This window comes from Lentzea flava, assembly GCF_014648475.1.
Lineage (GTDB): Bacteria > Actinomycetota > Actinomycetes > Mycobacteriales > Pseudonocardiaceae > Lentzea > Lentzea flava.
Genome location: NZ_BMRE01000049.1, coordinates 23,431 through 42,217, shown reverse-complemented (window position 1 = coordinate 42,217; position 18,787 = coordinate 23,431). Strand labels below are relative to the sequence as shown.

Below are 18,787 nucleotides of genomic sequence, written 5' to 3'. Positions count from 1 at the left end.
CTATTCGCGGACACCGCGTCGGGCCAGGCACCATGCGCCGGTGGAAGAGGTCAGCGGGTACGTCTTCGAGGACAACCTCGGCAAGGTGGTCGAGCACGTGGCGTGGTGCGCCGGCTACCGGTGGGACGACCTCGACGACGGCGCGGTCGAGGCCGGGCTGAAGGCGACGGACGAGGACGCCGACGTCTGGTTCGACTACCCGATCGGCGCGCTGACCCTTCACCTCACCCGCGACCACGGCGGTTCGATGATCAGGGTGCGGGTCACCGGGATCACCAACGAGGTGGCCGCCGTGCACCTCGACACGATCTTGGGCGTGCACTGGCTGCCTTGAGGCAGGCTGGACGCATGGCGATCCCTCTGATCATCGACACCGACCCCGGCGTGGACGACGCGTTCGCGATCGCGCTCGCCGCCCGCAGCCCCGAGGTCGAGCTCATCGGCCTCACGACGGTGTTCGGCAACGTCTCGCTCGACCTCACCACCCGCAACGCCCTGCGGCTGCTCGCCTACCTCGAGCGGACGGACGTGCCGGTGGTCAGGGGTGCGGAGGGGCCCAGCGGGGCGCCGGACGTGCACGGCGAGGACGGGCTCGGCGGGCAGGTGCACACGTTGCCCGAGAGCGACCGGGGCGCCTTCGGCGACGACGTCGTCGGCTTCTTCCGCGAGCACCTCACGCCCGAGACCGTGGTGGTCGCCATCGGGCCGCAGACCAACATCGCCAGGGCGCTCGACGCGGGGGTCGAGTTCCCCCGGCTGATCGTCATGGGTGGCGGGCTCGGGCTCGGCAACACGACCGGGCGCGCCGAGTTCAACTTCTGGGCCGACCCCGCCGCGGCGCGCACGGTGATCCGCAAGGGCGACCCGGTCGTCGTGCCGCTCAACCTCACGCACCAGTGCGTGGCCGATGCCGAGTTCCTCGGCAAGGTCGACCCGGTGCTGAGCAACCTCACCGGCACCTACCGGGCCTACATGGCCAACCGGTCGGAGAACACCGGCATCTACGTCCACGACGCCGTGGCGGTGGCCGAGGCGATCGTCCCCGGCACGCTCAAGACCACGACCCACCTGCTCGACGTCGACGACGAGGGCGCTCTCGTCGACGGGAATCACCAGGTGGAGGTCGCGGAGGACACCGATTGGCCCGCGCTGCGTGCCTTCATGGAGCAGCGCTTGTCCGTTTGACGACAACTTCGCGTCGCTCTCTGGGGTTGCGCGGGCACGGTAAGTAGGGTCCGCGACCATGCAGCGAAGAGTCCTCACGACGGCTGCGGTGGCGGTGGCCATGACGTTCGGAGTGGTCCCTGCCTCCGCTGAGCCCCAGATTCAGGTGGTGCCGGATCCCGCGGCACACGTGAACCCGTTCATCGGCACGACCAACCTCGGGAACACGTTCCCCGGCGCGGTCGTGCCGTTCGGCATGTTCTCGTTCAGCCCCGAGGCCAGTCGCGGCAACACCCTGCGCGCCGCGGCACCCGGCGGTTACCGCTACGACGCGACGAAGATCCGCGGCTTCAGCCTCACGCACATGTCCGGCACCGGGTGCGCGGGCGGCAGCGGTGACATCCCGATCTTCCCGCACGTCGGCGCGGTGACCACGTCGCCGACCACGGACGCGAAGGACGAGGTCTACGCGAGCGAGTTCGCGCACGCGGACGAGGTCGCCAAGCCTGGCCGCTACGACGTGACGCTCAAGTCCGGCGCCAAGGCCGAGCTCAGCGCCACCGAACGCACCGGCGCGGCCCGCTTCAGCTTCCCCGCCGACAAGCCGGCGACCGTGCTGATCAACACGTCCAAGTCGCAGGTCGGGTCGTCCGACGCCCAGACCGTGATCGACAAGGGCAAGCGCACGATCACCGGCAGCGTCACCGCGGGCAACTTCTGCGGCTACATCAACCAGGTCGGCCGCCGCAGCTACTACACGCTGCACTTCGTGGCGGAGTTCGACCAGGACTTCACCGAGGTCGGCACGTACCAGGACAACGTTGTCACCCCCGGAAGCACCTCTTCCAAGGGCGGCACGACGTACGGGACGAACGGCTGGCCGGTGCTGGGCAAGGGGTCCGGCGCCTACCTCGGGTTCGCGCCCGGCTCGCAGGTCAACGTCAAGGTCGGCATCTCCTACGTCAGCCTGGACAACGCGCGGGCCAACCTCGCGGCCGAGAACAAGGGTCAGTCCATTGAGGACATGAGGGACAACGCGTACATCGCGTGGCAGAAGCAGCTCAGGCGCATCGAGGTCGGCGGCGGCTCCGATGACGAGCGGACCAAGTTCTACACCGCGTTGTACCACTCGTTGTTGCACCCCAACCTGTTCAGCGACGTCAACGGCGAGTACGCCGGGTTCGACGGCAAGGTGCACAAGATCAACAAGGCGCGGCAGAAGGCCCAGTACGGCACGTTCTCCGGGTGGGACGTCTACCGCTCGCAGCTGCAGCTCGTGACGCTGCTGGAACCTCAGGTCGGTTCGGACATCGCGCAGTCGCTGCTCAACCAGGCCGAGCAGAACAACGGCGTCTGGGACCGCTGGACGCACAACAGCGGCGGCACGCACGTCATGAACGGCGACCCGGCGCCCATCGCGCTGGCCGCGATCTCGGCGTTCGGCGGCGACAGGTACGACATCAGGTCGTCGTTGCGGAGCCTGGTCAAGGCCGCGACCACGCCGACCGCGCTCGACCTGAGCAAGGACGGCTGGGCCGTGATGTCGGTCGGGCAGCGGCCGTCGCTCGACAAGTACCTGAAGCACAAGTACATGCCGTCCGTGTCGAACGCGTGGGGTGGCGCGGCGGAGACCCTGGAGATCTCCGCGGCGGACTTCGCGATCAGCCAGCTCGCCGCCCGCGTCGGCGACCGGTCGGTCCAGCGCACGTTCGCGGAGCGCGCGCAGTGGTGGCAGAACAACTTCGACCCGGTCGCCCACAGCACCGGCGGCTACATCCGCAACCGCAACGCCGACGGCACGTGGGTCAAGGACTTCACGCCCGACACCGGCAACGGTTTCGTCGAGGGCAGCAGCGCCCAGTACACGTGGATGGTCACGCACAACGTCGCCGGGCTCGTGGAGTCGCTGGGCGGCCGCGACCGCGCGAACAAGCGCCTCGACGACTTCTTCCACAACGCCGACGGCAGCTGGGCTCTCACGGGCCGCGGTGGCGCGAAGTCCGAACTGGACAACGAGCCGTCGGTGAACGTCCCGTGGCTCTACAACTACACCGGCCAGCCGGCCAAGACGCAGGAGACGCTGCGGGAGACGATCACCACGCTGTGGAAGAACGCCCCCGGCGGCATTCCCGGCAACGACGACCTCGGCGCGATGTCGTCGTGGTTCGTGTTCACCGCGATGGGCATCTACCCGCAGGTGCCGTCGCGCGCCGAGCTGGTGCTGAGCAGCCCGCTGTTCACGTCGGTGAAGATCAACCGCGGTGGCGGCAAGGACATCACGATCACCGCGCCCGCCGCCAACACCGCCACGAAGTACGTGCAGTCGTTGAAGGTCAACGGTCGCGCGTCGACGAAGACCTGGCTGCCGGAGTCGTTCGTGGAACACGGAGGCAAGCTGGACTTCGTGCTGGGTCGCACGCCTTCTCCGTGGGGCACCGGCGCTTCCGACGCGCCGCCGTCGTTCCGCGAGGGCGAGCAGCCGATCAAGCACGACCAGCCGTACTACCTGACCGTCGAACCGCGCCAGCTGGTGGTCGAGCCGGGCAAGTCCGTCACGGCGAAGGTCAACGCGGTGAAGCTCTACGACGGCGACCCGAAGGCGACCTACACGATCACCGGCCCGGAGGCGCTGACGTTCACGCCGACGACCGGCGCGGTGCCGTCCGAGTTCACCGTCGCGGCCGCGGCGGGCACCGCACAGGGCTTCTACGACTTCACCGTCACGGTGACCGTCGAAGGCGCCGCGAAGCCCGTCGTGCTACCGCAGACGGTGAAGGTCGCTCCGGCCGGCAGCATGCTCGCCGCCGTGAACAACGTCGGCGCCTCCGACGACGCCGACGGCGAGGGCGACTTCGACGGCGGCGGCTACAGCTACTCGCGCCAGGCCCTCGCCCAGGCCGGCCTGACACCGGGCGGCACCGGCACGGTCGACGGCCTGTCGTTCACGTGGCCGTCGTCGCCTCCCGGCCGCCCGGACAACGCGACCGCAGCGAAGCAAACGCTTGCCCTGTCCGGCACCAGGCTCGCTTTCCTGGGTTCGGCCACGAACGGAGCCCGCACCCGCCCCGCGGTGGTGACGTTCACCGACGGCACCACGGCGTCCGTGGAGATCGGCTTCAGCGACTGGACGCTGGGCGGCGGCGGTCAGGCGCCGAGCTACGGCAACGTGATCGTCGCGAACACGCCGTACCGCAACCAGCTCGGCGGCGGCAGCGAGAAGGTCGCCACGCACATCTTCGCGACGAAGACGTACGTGGCTCCCGAGGGCAAGACGCTGGCCAGCCTGGTGCTCCCGGAAGATGTGAACCTGCACATTTTCGCACTGGCACTGGGCTAGTTCGTCGAACGTGGGTGGTTTCTGGCGCGGTGGCGGCAGAAACCACCCACGACCTATGGTGTGTGTGCCCAAGTGCCGCCGCCTCGCTTCGAGCGTGAGGCGCCATGCCCAAAGGCGTGCGGTCAACGAGGATCGCAGTGCATTCCTGGGACCGGCTCACCGCGGACGCCGTCGCGACCTGGCTGGACGCGCTGCCCGGCTGGCTGGTCGTCGGCACCGCCTGCTCGGTCGCGGACCTGCTTCTGTTGTGCCGTTTGAGGCCTCCGGACGTCGTCGTGGGACAGCTGGAACCGGGTCTCGTGCCGGACTTTCCACTCGTCCCGTTGTCCCCGGCCTGCGGGCTGGCTGCCTTGCGGGCCTCTTTGGAGCACGTGCCGCTGGTTCCACTGCGCCGGGTCGCGCCGGGTGCGCTGACCGATCGCGAGATGGAAGTGCTCGCGCACGTCTGCTCCGGACTGTCCGCGGTGTCGGTCGCTTCGGCCTTGCGGTTGTCGCCGCACACCGTGGTCAACCACAAGCGGCGGATCTTCGCGAAGCTCGGGGTGCAGAGCCGGGTGCAGGCGGCCGCACTGGTGGCGCGGCTCGGGCTGGTCAGGGCCGCGTGTTCTGGTGTCGTCACTCATGAGAACGTTCCCACACTCACTCATCGGGAGCACGACATTCTCGCTTCGATCGCCCGTGGGGAGTCGGTGCGGCAGACCGCCCACGCGTTGGGGATCGCGGTGAAGACCGTGGAGTCGGAGCAGCGGCAGTTGTTCTTCAAGTTGCGGGTGCACAACCGGGCTCAGGCGCTGGTGGAGGCGCGGCGGCTCGGGTTGCTAACGTAGCCGGCCCATTTGGGGATAGCCGAGCGTGACCGACATCGAGCAGCGGCTCATCGAGGCGGCCCGGAACGGCGAATGGCTGGAGTGCGCCGCGCCGGACAACGTGGTGCGTGCCGAGTTGATCAGGAAACTGCTGCTCGGTCACCACGGGCAGCTGGACCCCCGCGGAATCTGCCTGGAAGGGGCACGGATCGAGGGTGTACTCGATCTCGACCGGGTGAATGCATCGGTCGCACTGTACTTCGTCGACTGCACGATCGACGAGCCGATCAAGGTGCGCAACGCGAGCCTTCCGGACCTGGGGCTCCACGGCGGCCTGTGCGCTGGACTCAACGCCGATGGCGTCCGTGTCGACGGCAGCCTGACCCTGCGTGGTGGACTGCGAATCGCCGTGGACACCAAAGGTGGTGCGATCCGGCTGCTCGACGCTCACGTCACAGGCGACCTCATCGTGCGTGACGTGGAGATCTCCAACACCGCTGGGACTGCGCTGCACATGAACGGCATCCGAGTCGACGGCAACATCTTCTTGAGGGAGAAGGTCCGAATCACCGGGCACGGCGGCGACGGCGCGGTCGACCTCGTCGGCGGACACATCGGCGAGACTCTCGAGTTCGACGACGTGGAAGTCTCGAACTCCACGGGCACCGCTGTGTGGGCAGACCGCCTCCGGGTCGCCGGACGTCTGTTCCTGCTCGGCCAGACGCGGCTTTCCGGAGGCGGTGGCAACGCCGTGATCAGTCTGAGCGGAGCATGCGTCGACGGTGGCATCGACAGCGGGCGTGAAGTCGTGCTGGAGGCCAAAGCCGCATCGGCTCCGGTCCTCAGCCTGGAGGGGATGACAGCTGGAGGCTCGGTCTCGCTGCCGCCCTCTCTCGCATGCACCGCACGTGGGCGGCGGTGGGAATGCACGAACAAGGGTTTGGTGCGACTGGACGACTTCGGGTACACATCGCTCGGACCTGAGTGGGACTGGCGGCGGTGGTTGCACCTGATCCGCTGTCACACCCCGGCGTACCACGCGTCGGCGTACCAGCGGCTGGCCGCAGTCGAGCGCGCCGCGGGACATGACGGCACCGTCCGCAGAATTCTCATGGCCCAGCAGACCGACCTCCGCCGTCGCAGCCCCGCGTCCCTGGGCGGGTGGATGACCCGGCGCTTCCACTGGATGTGGGGTGTGCTGGCCGGTTACGGCTATCGAGCCCGCCGCACCGCCGCCGCGCTCCTCCTGGTCCTCACGATCGCCGGTGCACTCGGCTGGTGGGCAGGCCAGGTCCCCACCCGCCCCGGCCACCTGGCCGCCGAACGAGTCGCCAGCGCAGCCGCCGCGGCCGGAATCCCGTGTTCCACAGTGGAACTCATCGGCCTCGGGCTGGATCGCGGGCTGCCGTTGGCCACGACCGGAATGCGGTCGAAGTGCGACCTCGACACCACGACCCGGCGTGGTGGAGCGTTCACCTATGCGATCTGGGCCACGCAGTTCCTGGTGTGGGGACTCGCGACACTGGCGCTCGCGGGCTACACGAACCTGGTCCGCAAGCCCGGCTGACGTGGAAACCGGCGTAAGGGATTGGTGTCCCCTGCATGGTTCTTCGTCCGTGCGGCACCAGGTGATCTTGCAGAACACTGCGCTGACATGGGCATTCTCACCAGACGTGGATTTCTGGGAGGGGTCGCCGGCGCCGGTGCCGTCGCGCTGGCGCCCTCCCCCGCCGTGGCGCAGGCAGAAACGGCCACCTCGCCCCGGTTCTTCGGGCGGATGTTTCCGAACCTGCCGCCGTTCGCCGAGAACACGCCGCGGGTGCAGGACGCGTTGCGGGCGATGGGGGCGCCGGGCGGGCTGCTGGACGCCAAGGATCCGTTGCACGAAGGGCCGGTCAGGCTCATCACCAATCCGGAGTTGAGTCCTGGCAACCTCGACAATCCCTTCCACACGGCCGGGACGACGTTCCTCGGGCAGTTCATCGACCACGACTTCACCTTCGACCTCAGCTCGCGGCTCGCGGTGCCAGCGGTGCCCGAGCAGAGTCCGAACACGCGCAATCCCACGCTGTCACTGGACTCGGTGTACGGCGGCGGGCCGGTTCAGAGCCCGCAGTTGTACGACAGCAACGACAAAGCGAAGTTCCGGGTCGAGAGCGGTGGGCTGTTCGAGGACCTGCCGCGGAGAAGTGACGGGGTGGCGATTATCGGGGATCCGCGCAACGACGAGAACCTGATGATCGCCGGGCTGCACGTGGCGTTCCTGTTGTTCCACAACCGGGTCGTGGATCGGCTGCGGGCGCAGAACACGCCGAGCGAGAGGGTTTTCGCCGAGGCGCAGAGAACTGTGGTGTGGCACTACCAGTGGATCGTGGTGCACGAGTTCCTGCCGCAGATCATCGGCTTCGGGCTGACGCAGGACGTTCTCACGCACGGACGGCGCTTCTACCGGCCCGCGCAGGGGCAGCACTACATGCCGGTCGAGTTCCAAGGGGCGTGTTACCGGTTCGGGCACAGCATGGTGCGGCCGTCGTACCGGGCGAACCTGAAGGGGGACAACGGACAGCCGTTCTTCGGGTTCATCTTCGACCCCGCGGGCGAAGGGCAGCAGGACCCGGTGGATCTGCGCGGCGGGCGGCGGGCGCGCAGGAGGTTCATCGGGTGGCAGACGTTCTTCGACTTCGGGGACGGGCAGGTGCGGCCCAACAAGAGGATCGACACGCACATCAGCACGCCGTTGTTCCGGCTGCCGCTCGGGGCCATCGCGGACGGAACTCCGCCCACGGCCTTGCCGCGGCGCAACCTGCTCCGGCACCTCACGTGGTCGTTGCCGTCGGGGCAGGAGGTCGCCAGGGCAATGGGCATTCCGGTGCTGGACACCGTGTCCGAGCTCAAGGAGTTCGGCTTCGACCGCTCGACGCCGCTCTGGTACTACACGTTGCGGGAGGCCGAGACGCTCGGCGACGGGATCACGCTCGCCGGGGCGTCGGCGCGGCTCGTCGGTGAGGTGTTCATCGGGCTGCTGCAACTGGATCCCGACTCGTACCTGAAGCAGCAGCCGAACTGGAAGCCGACGCTGCCGTCGCGCAACGCCGGCCAGTTCGGGATGGTCGACCTCCTCAGGTTCGCCCGAGTCGATCCCGCCGGCCGCGGTCAATAGTGTTGGGGTGTGTTCACGGTTTCCGAGCGCGACGAGCTGCGGCGTGACCTGGTCGACGCCGCCGACGCCGACCCGCGGGTGGTCGGAGCGGCGTTGACGGGGTCGGCGGCCGTGGGCCGGGAAGATCGCTGGTCCGACATCGACCTCGCGCTGTCGGTCGAGACCGGGATCGACGCGGTGGTGGCCGACTGGACCGCGCTGATGTACTCCCGCGGTGCGGTCAGCCACCTCGACGTGCGGCACGGGGCCGTCCTCTTCCGCGTTTTCCTGATGCGGTCGACGTTGCAGGTCGACCTCGCGTTCTGGCCCTCGACCGAGTTCGGGGCCACCGGGCCCGCGTTCCGGCTGGTCTTCGGTGAGGCCAACGAGCTCCCGCAGGCGAAGCAGCCCGACCGCGCCGGCCTCGTCGGGCTCGCCTGGCTCCACGCGGTGCACGCGCGGTCGTCCATCGAACGCGGGCGCGGCTGGCAGGCGCTCTACATGATCAACCACATGCGCGACCACGTGATGTCGTTGCGCTGCCTGCGCGAGGGCGTCAACGCCGTGCAGGGGCGCGGTCTCGACGATCTAGCCGACGCGGGCGAGTTCGCCGGGACGCTCGTGCTCTCGACGCATCCCGACGAGCTGCGCAGGGCGTTCCACGTCCTGACGGGACTGCTGCTCACCGAGATCAACGACGCGGAACTGGCTGAGGCCGTGCGGGCGCTGTCTCCCGGAGCAGCAGCCCGGCGGTGAGCAGCACCAGCACGGCCGCCGAGCCGTGCACCGCGAGCGCGTAGGCCACCGTGCCGCCGTGCGTCATCACCGCCAGGCAGTCGCCGATCGGGATGATCGCGTCGGCCAGGACGACCCAGCCCAGCGCACGACGCTGCTTCATCAGCAGCAGGATCATCGCGGTCAGCGCGTAGGCGAGGTCGCGCACGCCCTTCACTACGTAGTAGCCGTCGGGGTCGACGATGCCGAACCCCGCGGCTGCGCCGGTGCCGTCGAGCAGGTAGCTCAGGCCGAAATAGAAGCCGGCCAGCACGACGAGCCAGCCCATGACCGTGGTCAACGTCAACCGCATGATGTCCTCCCAGAGGTTCTAGCACTGCTAGCGATGAGAGTGACGCTAGCACTAGTCGCGCTTGGATGTCTAGCAGTGCTAGATTTCTTGTCGTGAGCATCCAGAACCGGCGCGAACGCGAACGCGCGGAACGTCACCAGCTGATCATCGACGCGGCCAGGGAGCTGGCCGAGGCGGAAGGCTGGGACGCGGTCACCACGCGCAGGCTCGCCGAGAAGGTCGAGTACAGCCAGCCGGTGCTGTACAGCCACTTCAAGGGCAAGGACGCGATCGTGCGCGCGGTCGCGATCCAGGGGTGCGGCGAGCTCGCCCGGCTGTTGCGCGAAGCCCGTCCCTCGCGAGGCGAGTCACGGCTGCGGGCCGCGGCGGAGGCGTACCTGAAGTTCGCGCGAGAGCGACCCGCGCTCTACGACGCGATGTTCGTGCAGCAGTCCGACCTCCCGTGGGGCACGGAGGAGGTGCCGCAGGAGCTGCTCGACGCGTTCGGGGAGCTCGTCGCCGCGGTCGAACCGGTCCGGGGCGAGCGGGACCTGGAGGCGCTGACGGAGGTCTTCTGGAGTTCGCTGCACGGCATCGCGACGCTCATGCAGGGCGGCAGGCTGCGGCCGGCGCACGACGAGACCCGCCTCGACCTGCTGCTAGGTGCGCTGAGCCTCGCACAGGACGAAGACCGGCTTTGAACCGATCCGCGTCAGCACCACCGTCGCCTCGCCGGAACCGGTCAGCTTCAGCCGTTTCCGCAACGTGTTCGGGTCGACGTCCAAGCCCCGCACCAGGATCTCCAGCCGGCCGACCCCGCGCGTCCTCAGCAGCGACTTGAGCGCCTTCTCCGTGTAGTGGCCGTGTTCGAGCACGCGGAACGCCCGGATGCCCGCGGGAGGTGTGTCTCCGCTCAGGTACGCGATGCGCTCGTCGAGCTGCCACAGGCCGTGGCGGGCCGCGTAGTGCCGCACCAGACCCGCGCGCACGACGGCGCCGTCCGGATCGATGATCCACTGACCTGGCGGGGCTATCGGGCAGTCGTCGGGTTCGGCGTTGGTGATCGTCCACGAGGAGTCGCCGTGCAGCACCGTCGCGCGACGCGAAACCCCTGCTGTGGCAAGGCCTCTGGTCCACAGGCAGGCTTCCCGGACGGCACCGTCGAGCGAGACGAGCTCGATCTCGTCCGCCCACGGCGCGACCGCGAAGTCGATGCCGGGCGCGCACTTCACCGCGAGGTCGGCGCCCGCGTACACCTCGGAGAGTTCGTCGAGCGGCGGCACGAAGTCCTGCGGGTGCCACTTGCGGCGGCCGGACGAGTCGCGCCTGGCCGGGTCCGCGGTGACGGCGGTGGCCCTGGAAACCGGCTTCAACGCGTCCGCCTGGACGACCAGCTGGCCCGGGACGTTGTTGCGCGCCATGGCGAGGCGGACCGGGTCGAGGTCCGAGCCGAGGCACCGGGAGGCCACCGCGTTGAGAGCGAAGAGGTCCGCGCCGATCGAGCACGTGACGTCGTGGACGTCGCGGCCGGCGAAGCGCGCCGCGCGGTGGCGGGCGACCGGTGACGCGGTGGCCTGCTGCAGCGCGTCGTCGGTGAAGAGCCAGGTCTCCGGGGAGTCCAGTTTGGACGCCGCACGACGGCGCAGCAGCACGGTTTCCACAACTGGGGCGAACCGCTCGCCGAGGAGCTTGCGGGCGACGCCGACGTCGTGCAGGCGCGAGGAGTCGGTGAAAGGCAACGCGTTCACCTCGGCGAGAGCGGCGACTCCGGCGGCTGACCGCAGGAACGCCACGTCGTCCGAGGTGAACGCGTACCCCAACTCAGGAGGACTTCTTGCCGGTGACCGACACGTTGTAGAACACCTCGCGCGGCAGGACCTTCGCGAAGATGTTCTGGTCGACCCACGAGAGGTTCTGCCAGGTGCGGTAGGCGAACATCGCCCAGCCGAAGCCCAGCTTCTCGCGTGGCACGGCGGCCTCGAACGTGCGCACCGGCCAGCCGAAGAGCGCCGCGGACAGCTCGTCGGTGACCGCGCGGACCTCCAGCGCGCCTGCGCGGCGAGCGGTGGCCTCCAGGTCGTCCGGGTCGAACGTGTGCAGGTCGACGACGGCTTCCAGCGCGGCGGCGCGGGAGGACTCGTCGAGCTCCTCCTGCGGGCGGCGCCAGTCGTTCAGCGCGGGCACGGCCTTGGTGATGTTGGTGGTGAGCCACCACGTCGCCTGGCCGAGCTTGCGGGCGTAGAAGTTGCCGATGTTCGTCGGATCGCCCGCGAACACGAACTTGCCGCCCGGCTTGAGCACGCGCAGCACCTCGCGCATCGCCGCCTCCACATCGGGAATGTGGTGCAGCACCGCGTGGCCGACGACGAGGTCGAACGTGTTGTCGTCGTACGGGATCCGCTCGGCGTCGGCGACCCTGCCGTCGACGTCGAGACCCAGGTGCTCGGCGTTGCGCAGCGCGACCTCGACCATGCCGGGCGAGAGGTCGGTGACCGAGCCCTTCTTGATCACGTCGCCCTGCATGAGGTTCAGCAGGAAGAAGCCGGTGCCGCAGCCCAGCTCCAGCGCGTGCTCGTACGGGCCGGTGTCGCCGGCGACGGCCTTGAAGCGGTCGACGGCGTAGGTGATGCAGCGGTCGTCGTAGGAGATCGACCACTTCTCGTCGTACGTGCCCGCTTCCCAGTCGTGGTAGAGCACGTTGGCGAGCTTCGGGTCGGAGTACGCCGCCGCGACCTCTTCCGCGGTCGCGTGCGGGTTGGGTGCCGGGTCAGTTGCCACTGAACTTCGCCTTTCCTGGCCCGTTCTCGATGAACGACTCCACGCCCGCCTTCTTGTCCTCGGTCGCGAACAGCGCCGCGAAGAGGTGGCTCTCCAGCTTGAGACCGGACTCGAGGTCGGTGTCGAGGCCGCCGTCGACGGCGGCCTTGGTCGCGGCCAGCGCGAGCACCGGCCCGTTGACGAACTGCTTGGCCCAGCGAACGGCGGCCGCGTAGACGTCGTCCGGAGCGACGACCTCGTCGACCATGCCGATCTCGAGCGCCTGCTGGGCGCCGACGAACCGGCCGGTGTAGAGCAGGTCCTTGGTCTTCGACGGGCCGATCAGCCGGGCGAGGCGCTGCGTGCCGCCACCGCCGGGGATCAGGCCGAGCAGGATCTCGGGCTGGCCGACCTTCGCGTTGTCGCCCGCGATGCGGCGGTCACAGCCGAGCGCGACCTCGAAGCCGCCACCGAGCGCGTAGCCGGTGATGGCCGCGACGGTCGGCTTCGGGATGGTGGACAGCGCACCGAGCGCGTCGCTCAGGCCCTTGGCCCGCAGCGTCATCTCGGCGTGGGAGATCTGCGCGAACTCCTTCACGTCGGCACCGGCCGCGAAGACCTTCTCGCCGCCGTAGACGATGACCGCGTAGACGTCCTTGCGCTCGGCGGCCTCCTTGGCGGCGGCCTGGAGCTCGGTCTGCACCTGCCGGTTCAGGGCGTTCATCGGTGGCCGATCCAGCCGGATCGTGCCGATCCCGTCCTCGACCTCGAGCCTCACGAACTCAGCCACTGCGGCGCCCTCCTAGTTGTCGCGACGGCGGTGTCACGTTACCCGGCGGTAGCTTGCCAGGTGTCGTGGCCGTCGGCCATTGCCCCGCATTTCGACGTTCAGACGGGTGCATCGTGGTGCCCTGCTGAGCGCCGGAAGACGCGGCGATGGTCGACGGCCACAACACCTACACCTTCCGGCGGGCGAAGAACCGCTCCCCCGACTTTTGCAGTTCGAGGTCCTGACCGAACGTCTTTGAGAGGTTTTCCTCAGTGAGCACGTCGTCGAGCAGGCCCTGGGCGACGATCGAGCCCTCGCGCAGCAGCAGCGCGTGGGTGAAGCCGGGCGGAATCTCCTCGACGTGGTGCGTGACGAGGATGGTCGCGGGCGCGTCGGGGTCCATGGCCAGCTCCGAGAGCTTGGCCACCAGGTCCTCGCGTCCGCCCAGGTCAAGGCCCGCGGCGGGCTCGTCGAGCAGCAGCATCTCGGGGTCGGTCATGAGGGCGCGGGCGATCAGCGTGCGCTTGCGCTCGCCCTCGCTCAGGGTGCCGTAGAGGCGGTCGGCGAGGTGCTCGATGCCGAGGGTGCCGAGCAGTTCCCTCGCCCGGTCGGTGTCGAGCTTGCCGTACTCCTCGCGCCACCTGCCGAGGACCGCGTAACCGGCGGACACGACCAGGTCGACGACCTTCTCGTCGGCGGGGACGCGGCCGTTGAGGGCCGCGCTGCACAGGCCGATGCGGGGCTTGAGCTCCTGGACGTCGGTCTTGCCCAGGCGTTCGCCCAGGAGGTGGACCTTGCCCTTGGTGGGGTGCAGCTCAGCGCTGGCCAGTCGCAGCAGGGTGGTCTTGCCTGCCCCGTTCGGCCCCAAAACAACCCAGCGCTCGTCCAGTTCCACGCTCCAGTCGATGTTGCCGACCAGCGTGTTCTTCCCTCGGCGGACCGATACGCCCGCCATGTGCACGACCAGATCTGTCACGTCGACGTCCGCCACGCCTCGCATTCTTCCCAACGGCCTTCCCCCGCCCTCCCATCGGGGTATCCCCCGACGGCACGCGGGGACCCTGCGTAACCCAGGACAGTACGAAAGCTCCCCGCGTAACTTCCGGCAAGCGGAAAAGCGCTGGGATGTGAGGGGTGCACGCGATAGGCGGACGCACTGCGCCGCCTGGCTGAACTCGCAGGTTTTTTGTCGGTGGTGGGTGCCAAGATCGGGGGTATGGCTACGCGACCCGAGTCCGAGGTGCTGGCAGGCCGTCCGTTCCCGCTGGGGGCTCATGCGGAGGCGGGCGGCGTGCGGTTCGCGGTCGCCTCGCACGTCGCCGATGCCGTCGAGGTGTGCCTGATCGACGACGACGGGACGGAGAAACGGGTCGAGCTGACGGAGCGGACGTTCGGGGTGTGGCACGGGCTGGTGCCGGGCGTCACGCCGGGGCAGCGGTACGGGTTCCGGGTGCACGGGCCGTACGACGCGGGGCGGGGGCTGCGGTGCAACCCCGCCAAGATCCTGGTCGACCCGTACGCGCGGCAGATCAGCGGAAGCATCACGGACCTCAAGGCCGCCCTGGGGTACGTCGGGGATCCGATGCACGGGCCGCCGTCGGCCGTCGACTCGCTCGGGAGCGTGCCGCTCGGCGTGGTGAGCTCGCCGGGCGGGGCGGACACCGGGGTGAAGCCCGAGGTGCCGTTCGAGGAGACGGTCATCTACGAGCTGCACGTCAGGGGGTTCACCAAGAACCATCCCGACATCCCGGAGAAGTTGCGCGGCACGTATCTCGGGCTGGCGCACCCGGCGGCGATCGAGCACCTGACGAGGCTCGGGGTCACGACGGTCGAGCTGCTGCCGGTGCAGGCGTTCCAGGACGAGCCGTCGTTGATCCAGCGGAACGCGAAGAACTACTGGGGGTATTCGCCGCTCGGGTACTTCGCGCCGCACGCGGCGTACGCGAGCGAGCCCGGCGGGGAGATCCAGGAGTTCCGGACGATGGTGGCGGCGCTGCACGCCGCGAACATCGAGGTGCTGATCGACGTCGTCTACAACCACACGTGCGAGGGCGGCCCCGACGGCCCGACCATCTGCTTCCGCGGGTTCGACGCGCCGGGGTACTACCTGCACGCGGGCGGCGGCAGCACGGTCGACATCACCGGGTGCGGGAACACGCTGGACGCCGGATCGCCTCAGGTCGTGCGGCTCGTCACGGACTCGTTGCGGTACTGGGCCGACGAGATGGGCGTCGACGGGTTCCGGTTCGACCTGGCGTCGACCATGGGGCGGCCCGGCGGCGGGTTCTTCGACCGGCACAGCGCTCTGCTGACGGCCATCACCACCGATCCCGTGTTGTGCAGGGCCAAGTTGATCGCCGAGCCGTGGGACGCGACCGGGGACGGGTACCGCGTCGGCGACTTCGGGGTGCAGTGGGCCGAGTGGAACGGGCGGTATCGCGACACCGTCCGGGATTTCTGGCGCGGGCACACGTCGGTGCGGGACCTGGCGTACCGGCTGTCCGGGTCCAGCGACCTGTACGCGGACGACCTGCGCAGGCCCTGGCAGTCGATCAACTTCGTCACGGCGCACGACGGGTTCACGTTGCGCGACCTGGTGTCCTACAACGACAAGCACAACGAGGCCAACGGCGAGGACAACCGCGACGGCACGAACGACAACCGGTCGTGGAACTGCGGGGCCGAGGGGGAGACGTCGGATCCCGAGGTGCTCAGGCTGCGGGCCAAGCAGGCGCGCAACCTGCTCGCGACGCTGCTGCTGTCCACCGGCACGCCGATGATGGTGGCGGGCGACGAGATGTGGCGGACGCAGCGCGGCAACAACAACGCCTACTGCCTCGACAACGAGGTGTCGTGGGTCGACTGGGAGCCGACGGACGCCGGGGAGGCCCTGCTCGGGTTCACCCAGCGGCTCATCGATCTGCGGGCCAGTTCGCCGGCGCTGCGGCAGCCCGAGTTCTTCGAGGGGCGCACCACGCCCAGCGGCAACCCCGACCTGGTGTGGTTCCGGCCGGACGGGCATGAGATGGCCGAGACCGACTGGTTCGACGAGGGGCGCCGCACGCTCGGCATGTTCATCGACGGCTCGAACTGCCTCTCGCGCACACGTGACGGCGAGCTGGTGTCGGACGACTCGTGGCTGTTGCTGATGCACGCCGGTGCGGAGGCCATCACCGTGACGTTGCCGCACGAGCGCTACGGGCCGTCGTACGAGCCGTTCCTGGACACCACGACGCCGGACGGCTCCCCCGCCGATCCCGCCGGCCTGCTGCCCAGGTCGAAGGTGACGATGGAACCGCGCTCGCTGCTACTGCTCCGCCTGCCGCGCTGATGCGCGGTAATTCGCGGGTGTGACTCCGGTCATCCGCTTGAAATGGTCACGCAGCGTGCCCGCACAACTGAATCCGACAGCTCGGGCGATCTGGTCGACCGTGTCCGGTGTCGTTTCCAGCAACGCCTTCGCGGCGTCGATGCGCCGGGCCAGGATCCACTGCCCGGGAGAGAGGCCGGTCTCCGCCCGGAATCTTCTGGTCAACGTCCGCTGAGACAGATGTGCGCGCGCCGAGAGTTCACTCAACGGCAACGGAGTTTCGAGGTTGTGAACAATCCATTCACGCAGAGCGGCCAGGTTGCCGGATTCGTCTCCATTCGACAGTGACCGGACAGGAATGCCGCCAGGGCCGCGCCGGGTGAGATGCCGCAGCAACGCGCTCGTTCCCACCGAGTCGCTCGACGTGGAAACACCTTCCCACTCCGTGTACGGCACCCCCGCAGCGACGTCGACCTGCGGAAACCGGCGGGTGAAGACGTCTGCCCACCCGAGATCGACCGCTGCGACGCCGTCGTTCAGCACACCGGCCTCTGCCAGCACGAACGTGCCGGTCGAGAGCCCGGCGAGGCGCGCACCGGCCCGGTGAGCGGCGCGCAACGCACCGGCGGCTTCCGGCGTGACGGACCGGTTGACGCTGGTGAAAGCGGGAACAACGATCGTGTCCGCGCACTTCAGCAGTTCGAGTCCGCCGTGCATCTCAATGAGCATCCGATGCGAGGTGCGCACACTTTTCCCGTTGAGACACGCATATCTCAATTGGTAGCGACTCGCGCAGTCCTCGAATGCCCGGGACACCATCCCGAGATCGAGCAGTACTACACCTTCTGGCACGTACGCAACGACCTTGTGCATTGGCCGGATTCCTCCCCCACGTGACGCTTTTCACCCCTTGGCGGCAGCGGAGGTCATTGCTGACAATAGCAACCACTCCGCGCCGCAGTCGTTTATCGCCGAACCGCGAGGGAGAACGCCGTGCCCAGCAAATCAACCGCAGGCCCTGCCGTGCTCGACGAAGAAGCGGTGGACCCGTGGTTCGTGATGCTCAGCCCGACGGAACCGGTGCGCGGCGAAGTGGCCGCGCTCGGGGTGACCGAACCCGAGCCCGAGGTCGTCGAGTCGATCGACCACGCGTCGATCAGGGCGGCCGCGCTGAACGACGCCGAAACGTTCATCGGCAAGATCCGCTCGAAGCTCGCCAGGATCGACGACCCCGCACGGCGGATCTTCGAGATCATGGCGTGCGGGCGGTACCGGGCGGGCAGCCTCGAGAAGACCCGCTTCCCGCAGAACTGGGAGCTGTGGCGGGACACCCTGCGCCTGCACGTCGAGCAGGGCACGCCGATCCCGGTGACGCTGCCGTCGTACCCGTTCAAGATCCCCAACCCGGTGAAGGTCCGCCGCCGCTCGCCCGACATGGCCGAGCTGCTCAACCTGCGGCGGCTGATCGAGCTGAGCCACGCGATCAGCCTCGTGCACGAGCCGGGGGCGGTGATGCACGTGATCAGCGACGGCATGATCTACGGGCCGTTGTTCGGCGTCAGCGACCACGAGGCGCGCTGCTACCGGGCCGACGCCGAGCAGATGATCCGCGATCTCGACGCCGAGAAGACGATCACGATGGTCGACATGCTCGACGACGTCGTCGCCTCGGTGCAGGACGAGTTCGACGACGTGAAGGCCCGCCTCGAACCGAAACTGCGCAAGTGGTGGCAGGACAACACCGACGACGCGCATCGCAAGTACCTCGTCCGCAACCTCACGGCCAACATGAACACGCACGCCGAGGCCGTGCACCTGCTCAGTCAGGTGCTCTCCCGCACGGTGGCCGGTGAGGACGTTTCCGAAGCGGCACAAGAGATGCGCGCGGTGGGCGACCACATCCTGAAGCGCGCCGACGAGTACGCGTTGCGCTTCACGCTGACGCTCTACACGTTGCGGGTCATGAACATGGTGCCGCGCTACTACCCGCACTCGATCCGCGGCACCGTGCACCCGAAGCCCGGCCAGTGGGGCTTCCACCTGGTCAACAAGTTCACGAACGTCTTCCCGTGGCAGGGCGTGGCCGTGCTGAAGCCCAACGGCCAGTGGCGGGTGCGCACCGAGCTCGACGCCAAGCTGCGCGGCGCGATCCCGGTGCACCTCCCGAACGACCCGTTCCCCTACTACTACCGCGAGATCAACTAGAGCGGCGGTCAGAGACTCGTGTCGCCGTGAGGTCACCCACATGTTCCCCACCAGCCTCACCGCGGCGCACGCGGGGCGCTTTCGTCCGCTCTGACAGTACGAAAGGGCCCCGCGTGCCGTTCGGCAACAGGAGGCGGGGGCGGCGGCCGTGGTCGGGCTGAGTACGGGTTGGAGTCGTCTTGTCGTGAGGGCTGGGGAAGGGCACTGACCACGTCGTGGACGCTCTAGCCACCT

The 18,787-nt window shown here is 68.7% G+C and carries 16 protein-coding genes; 10 read left to right on the top strand and 6 right to left on the bottom strand.

Going from position 1 to position 18,787, the window contains the following annotated elements:
• Positions 1-40 precede the first annotated feature (40 nt).
• From IEZ09_RS36575 to IEZ09_RS36545, 7 genes are all read left to right on the top strand, one after another.
• Positions 41-334, top strand: coding sequence for a hypothetical protein (locus IEZ09_RS36575; protein ID WP_189258406.1), 294 nt, complete (start codon positions 41-43; stop codon positions 332-334).
• A gap of 14 nt (positions 335-348) precedes the next feature.
• Positions 349-1,185 carry a nucleoside hydrolase gene (locus IEZ09_RS36570; protein WP_189258405.1) on the top strand — a complete coding sequence of 279 codons (837 nt, stop codon included), beginning with the start codon at positions 349-351 and terminating at the stop codon, positions 1,183-1,185.
• A gap of 58 nt (positions 1,186-1,243) precedes the next feature.
• Positions 1,244-4,501: a GH92 family glycosyl hydrolase gene (locus tag IEZ09_RS36565; protein WP_189258404.1), complete on the top strand. Its 3,258-nt coding sequence runs from the start codon at positions 1,244-1,246 to the stop codon at positions 4,499-4,501.
• Between the two features lie 137 nt (positions 4,502-4,638).
• Complete coding sequence (locus tag IEZ09_RS36560) at positions 4,639-5,328, top strand: helix-turn-helix transcriptional regulator (protein ID WP_189258403.1); 690 nt, start codon at positions 4,639-4,641, stop codon at positions 5,326-5,328.
• Positions 5,329-5,353: 25 nt separating this feature from the next.
• Positions 5,354-6,874: a bactofilin family protein gene (locus tag IEZ09_RS36555; RefSeq protein ID WP_189258402.1), complete on the top strand. Its 1,521-nt coding sequence runs from the start codon at positions 5,354-5,356 to the stop codon at positions 6,872-6,874.
• Between the two features lie 87 nt (positions 6,875-6,961).
• Entirely contained in the window at positions 6,962-8,467 is a 1,506-nt protein-coding gene (locus IEZ09_RS36550; protein ID WP_189258401.1) for a peroxidase family protein, read from the top strand.
• A gap of 9 nt (positions 8,468-8,476) precedes the next feature.
• Entirely contained in the window at positions 8,477-9,202 is a 726-nt protein-coding gene (locus tag IEZ09_RS36545) for a nucleotidyltransferase domain-containing protein (protein ID WP_189258400.1), read from the top strand.
• Here IEZ09_RS36545 and IEZ09_RS36540 read toward each other — a convergent pair.
• Positions 9,138-9,533: a DUF4267 domain-containing protein gene (locus IEZ09_RS36540; protein WP_189258399.1), complete on the bottom strand. Its 396-nt coding sequence runs from the start codon at positions 9,531-9,533 to the stop codon at positions 9,138-9,140. The two genes, IEZ09_RS36545 and IEZ09_RS36540, sit on opposite strands and share 65 nt — an antisense overlap.
• Positions 9,534-9,625: 92 nt before the next feature.
• Here IEZ09_RS36540 and IEZ09_RS36535 point away from each other — a divergent pair, with 92 nt between their 5' ends.
• Entirely contained in the window at positions 9,626-10,213 is a 588-nt protein-coding gene (locus IEZ09_RS36535; protein ID WP_189258398.1) for a TetR/AcrR family transcriptional regulator, read from the top strand.
• Here IEZ09_RS36535 and IEZ09_RS36530 read toward each other — a convergent pair.
• The 4 genes from IEZ09_RS36530 to IEZ09_RS36515 all read right to left on the bottom strand — a co-directional run bounded on the left by IEZ09_RS36530 (position 10,172) and on the right by IEZ09_RS36515 (position 14,038).
• The gene (locus IEZ09_RS36530) at positions 10,172-11,332 is read right to left on the bottom strand and encodes a THUMP-like domain-containing protein (protein ID WP_189258397.1); all 1,161 of its coding nucleotides are present in this window, start codon (positions 11,330-11,332) and stop codon (positions 10,172-10,174) included. The two genes, IEZ09_RS36535 and IEZ09_RS36530, sit on opposite strands and share 42 nt — an antisense overlap.
• A gap of 1 nt (position 11,333) precedes the next feature.
• The gene (locus IEZ09_RS36525) at positions 11,334-12,290 is read right to left on the bottom strand and encodes a class I SAM-dependent methyltransferase (protein WP_189258396.1); all 957 of its coding nucleotides are present in this window, start codon (positions 12,288-12,290) and stop codon (positions 11,334-11,336) included.
• Positions 12,280-13,059 carry an enoyl-CoA hydratase/isomerase family protein gene (locus IEZ09_RS36520; protein ID WP_189258395.1) on the bottom strand — a complete coding sequence of 260 codons (780 nt, stop codon included), beginning with the start codon at positions 13,057-13,059 and terminating at the stop codon, positions 12,280-12,282. The genes IEZ09_RS36525 and IEZ09_RS36520 overlap by 11 nt, the downstream gene beginning before the upstream one ends.
• A gap of 166 nt (positions 13,060-13,225) precedes the next feature.
• A complete protein-coding gene (locus IEZ09_RS36515; protein ID WP_189258430.1) occupies positions 13,226-14,038 on the bottom strand; it encodes an ABC transporter ATP-binding protein in 813 nt (270 codons plus the stop codon).
• A gap of 216 nt (positions 14,039-14,254) precedes the next feature.
• On the opposite strand from IEZ09_RS36515, the gene glgX reads away from it, so the two are divergent.
• Positions 14,255-16,369, top strand: a complete 2,115-nt coding sequence (gene glgX, locus IEZ09_RS36510; protein ID WP_189258394.1) for a glycogen debranching protein GlgX — start codon at positions 14,255-14,257, stop codon at positions 16,367-16,369.
• On the opposite strand, the gene IEZ09_RS36505 is transcribed toward glgX, so the two are convergent.
• Positions 16,346-17,221 (bottom strand): GlxA family transcriptional regulator, encoded by an 876-nt coding sequence (locus IEZ09_RS36505; RefSeq protein ID WP_189258393.1) that lies wholly within the window; start codon positions 17,219-17,221, stop codon positions 16,346-16,348. The two genes, glgX and IEZ09_RS36505, sit on opposite strands and share 24 nt — an antisense overlap.
• Before the next feature lie 120 nt (positions 17,222-17,341).
• On the opposite strand from IEZ09_RS36505, the gene IEZ09_RS36500 reads away from it, so the two are divergent.
• Positions 17,342-18,553, top strand: coding sequence for an L-tyrosine/L-tryptophan isonitrile synthase family protein (locus IEZ09_RS36500; protein ID WP_189258392.1), 1,212 nt, complete (start codon positions 17,342-17,344; stop codon positions 18,551-18,553).
• Positions 18,554-18,787: the final 234 nt, after the last annotated feature.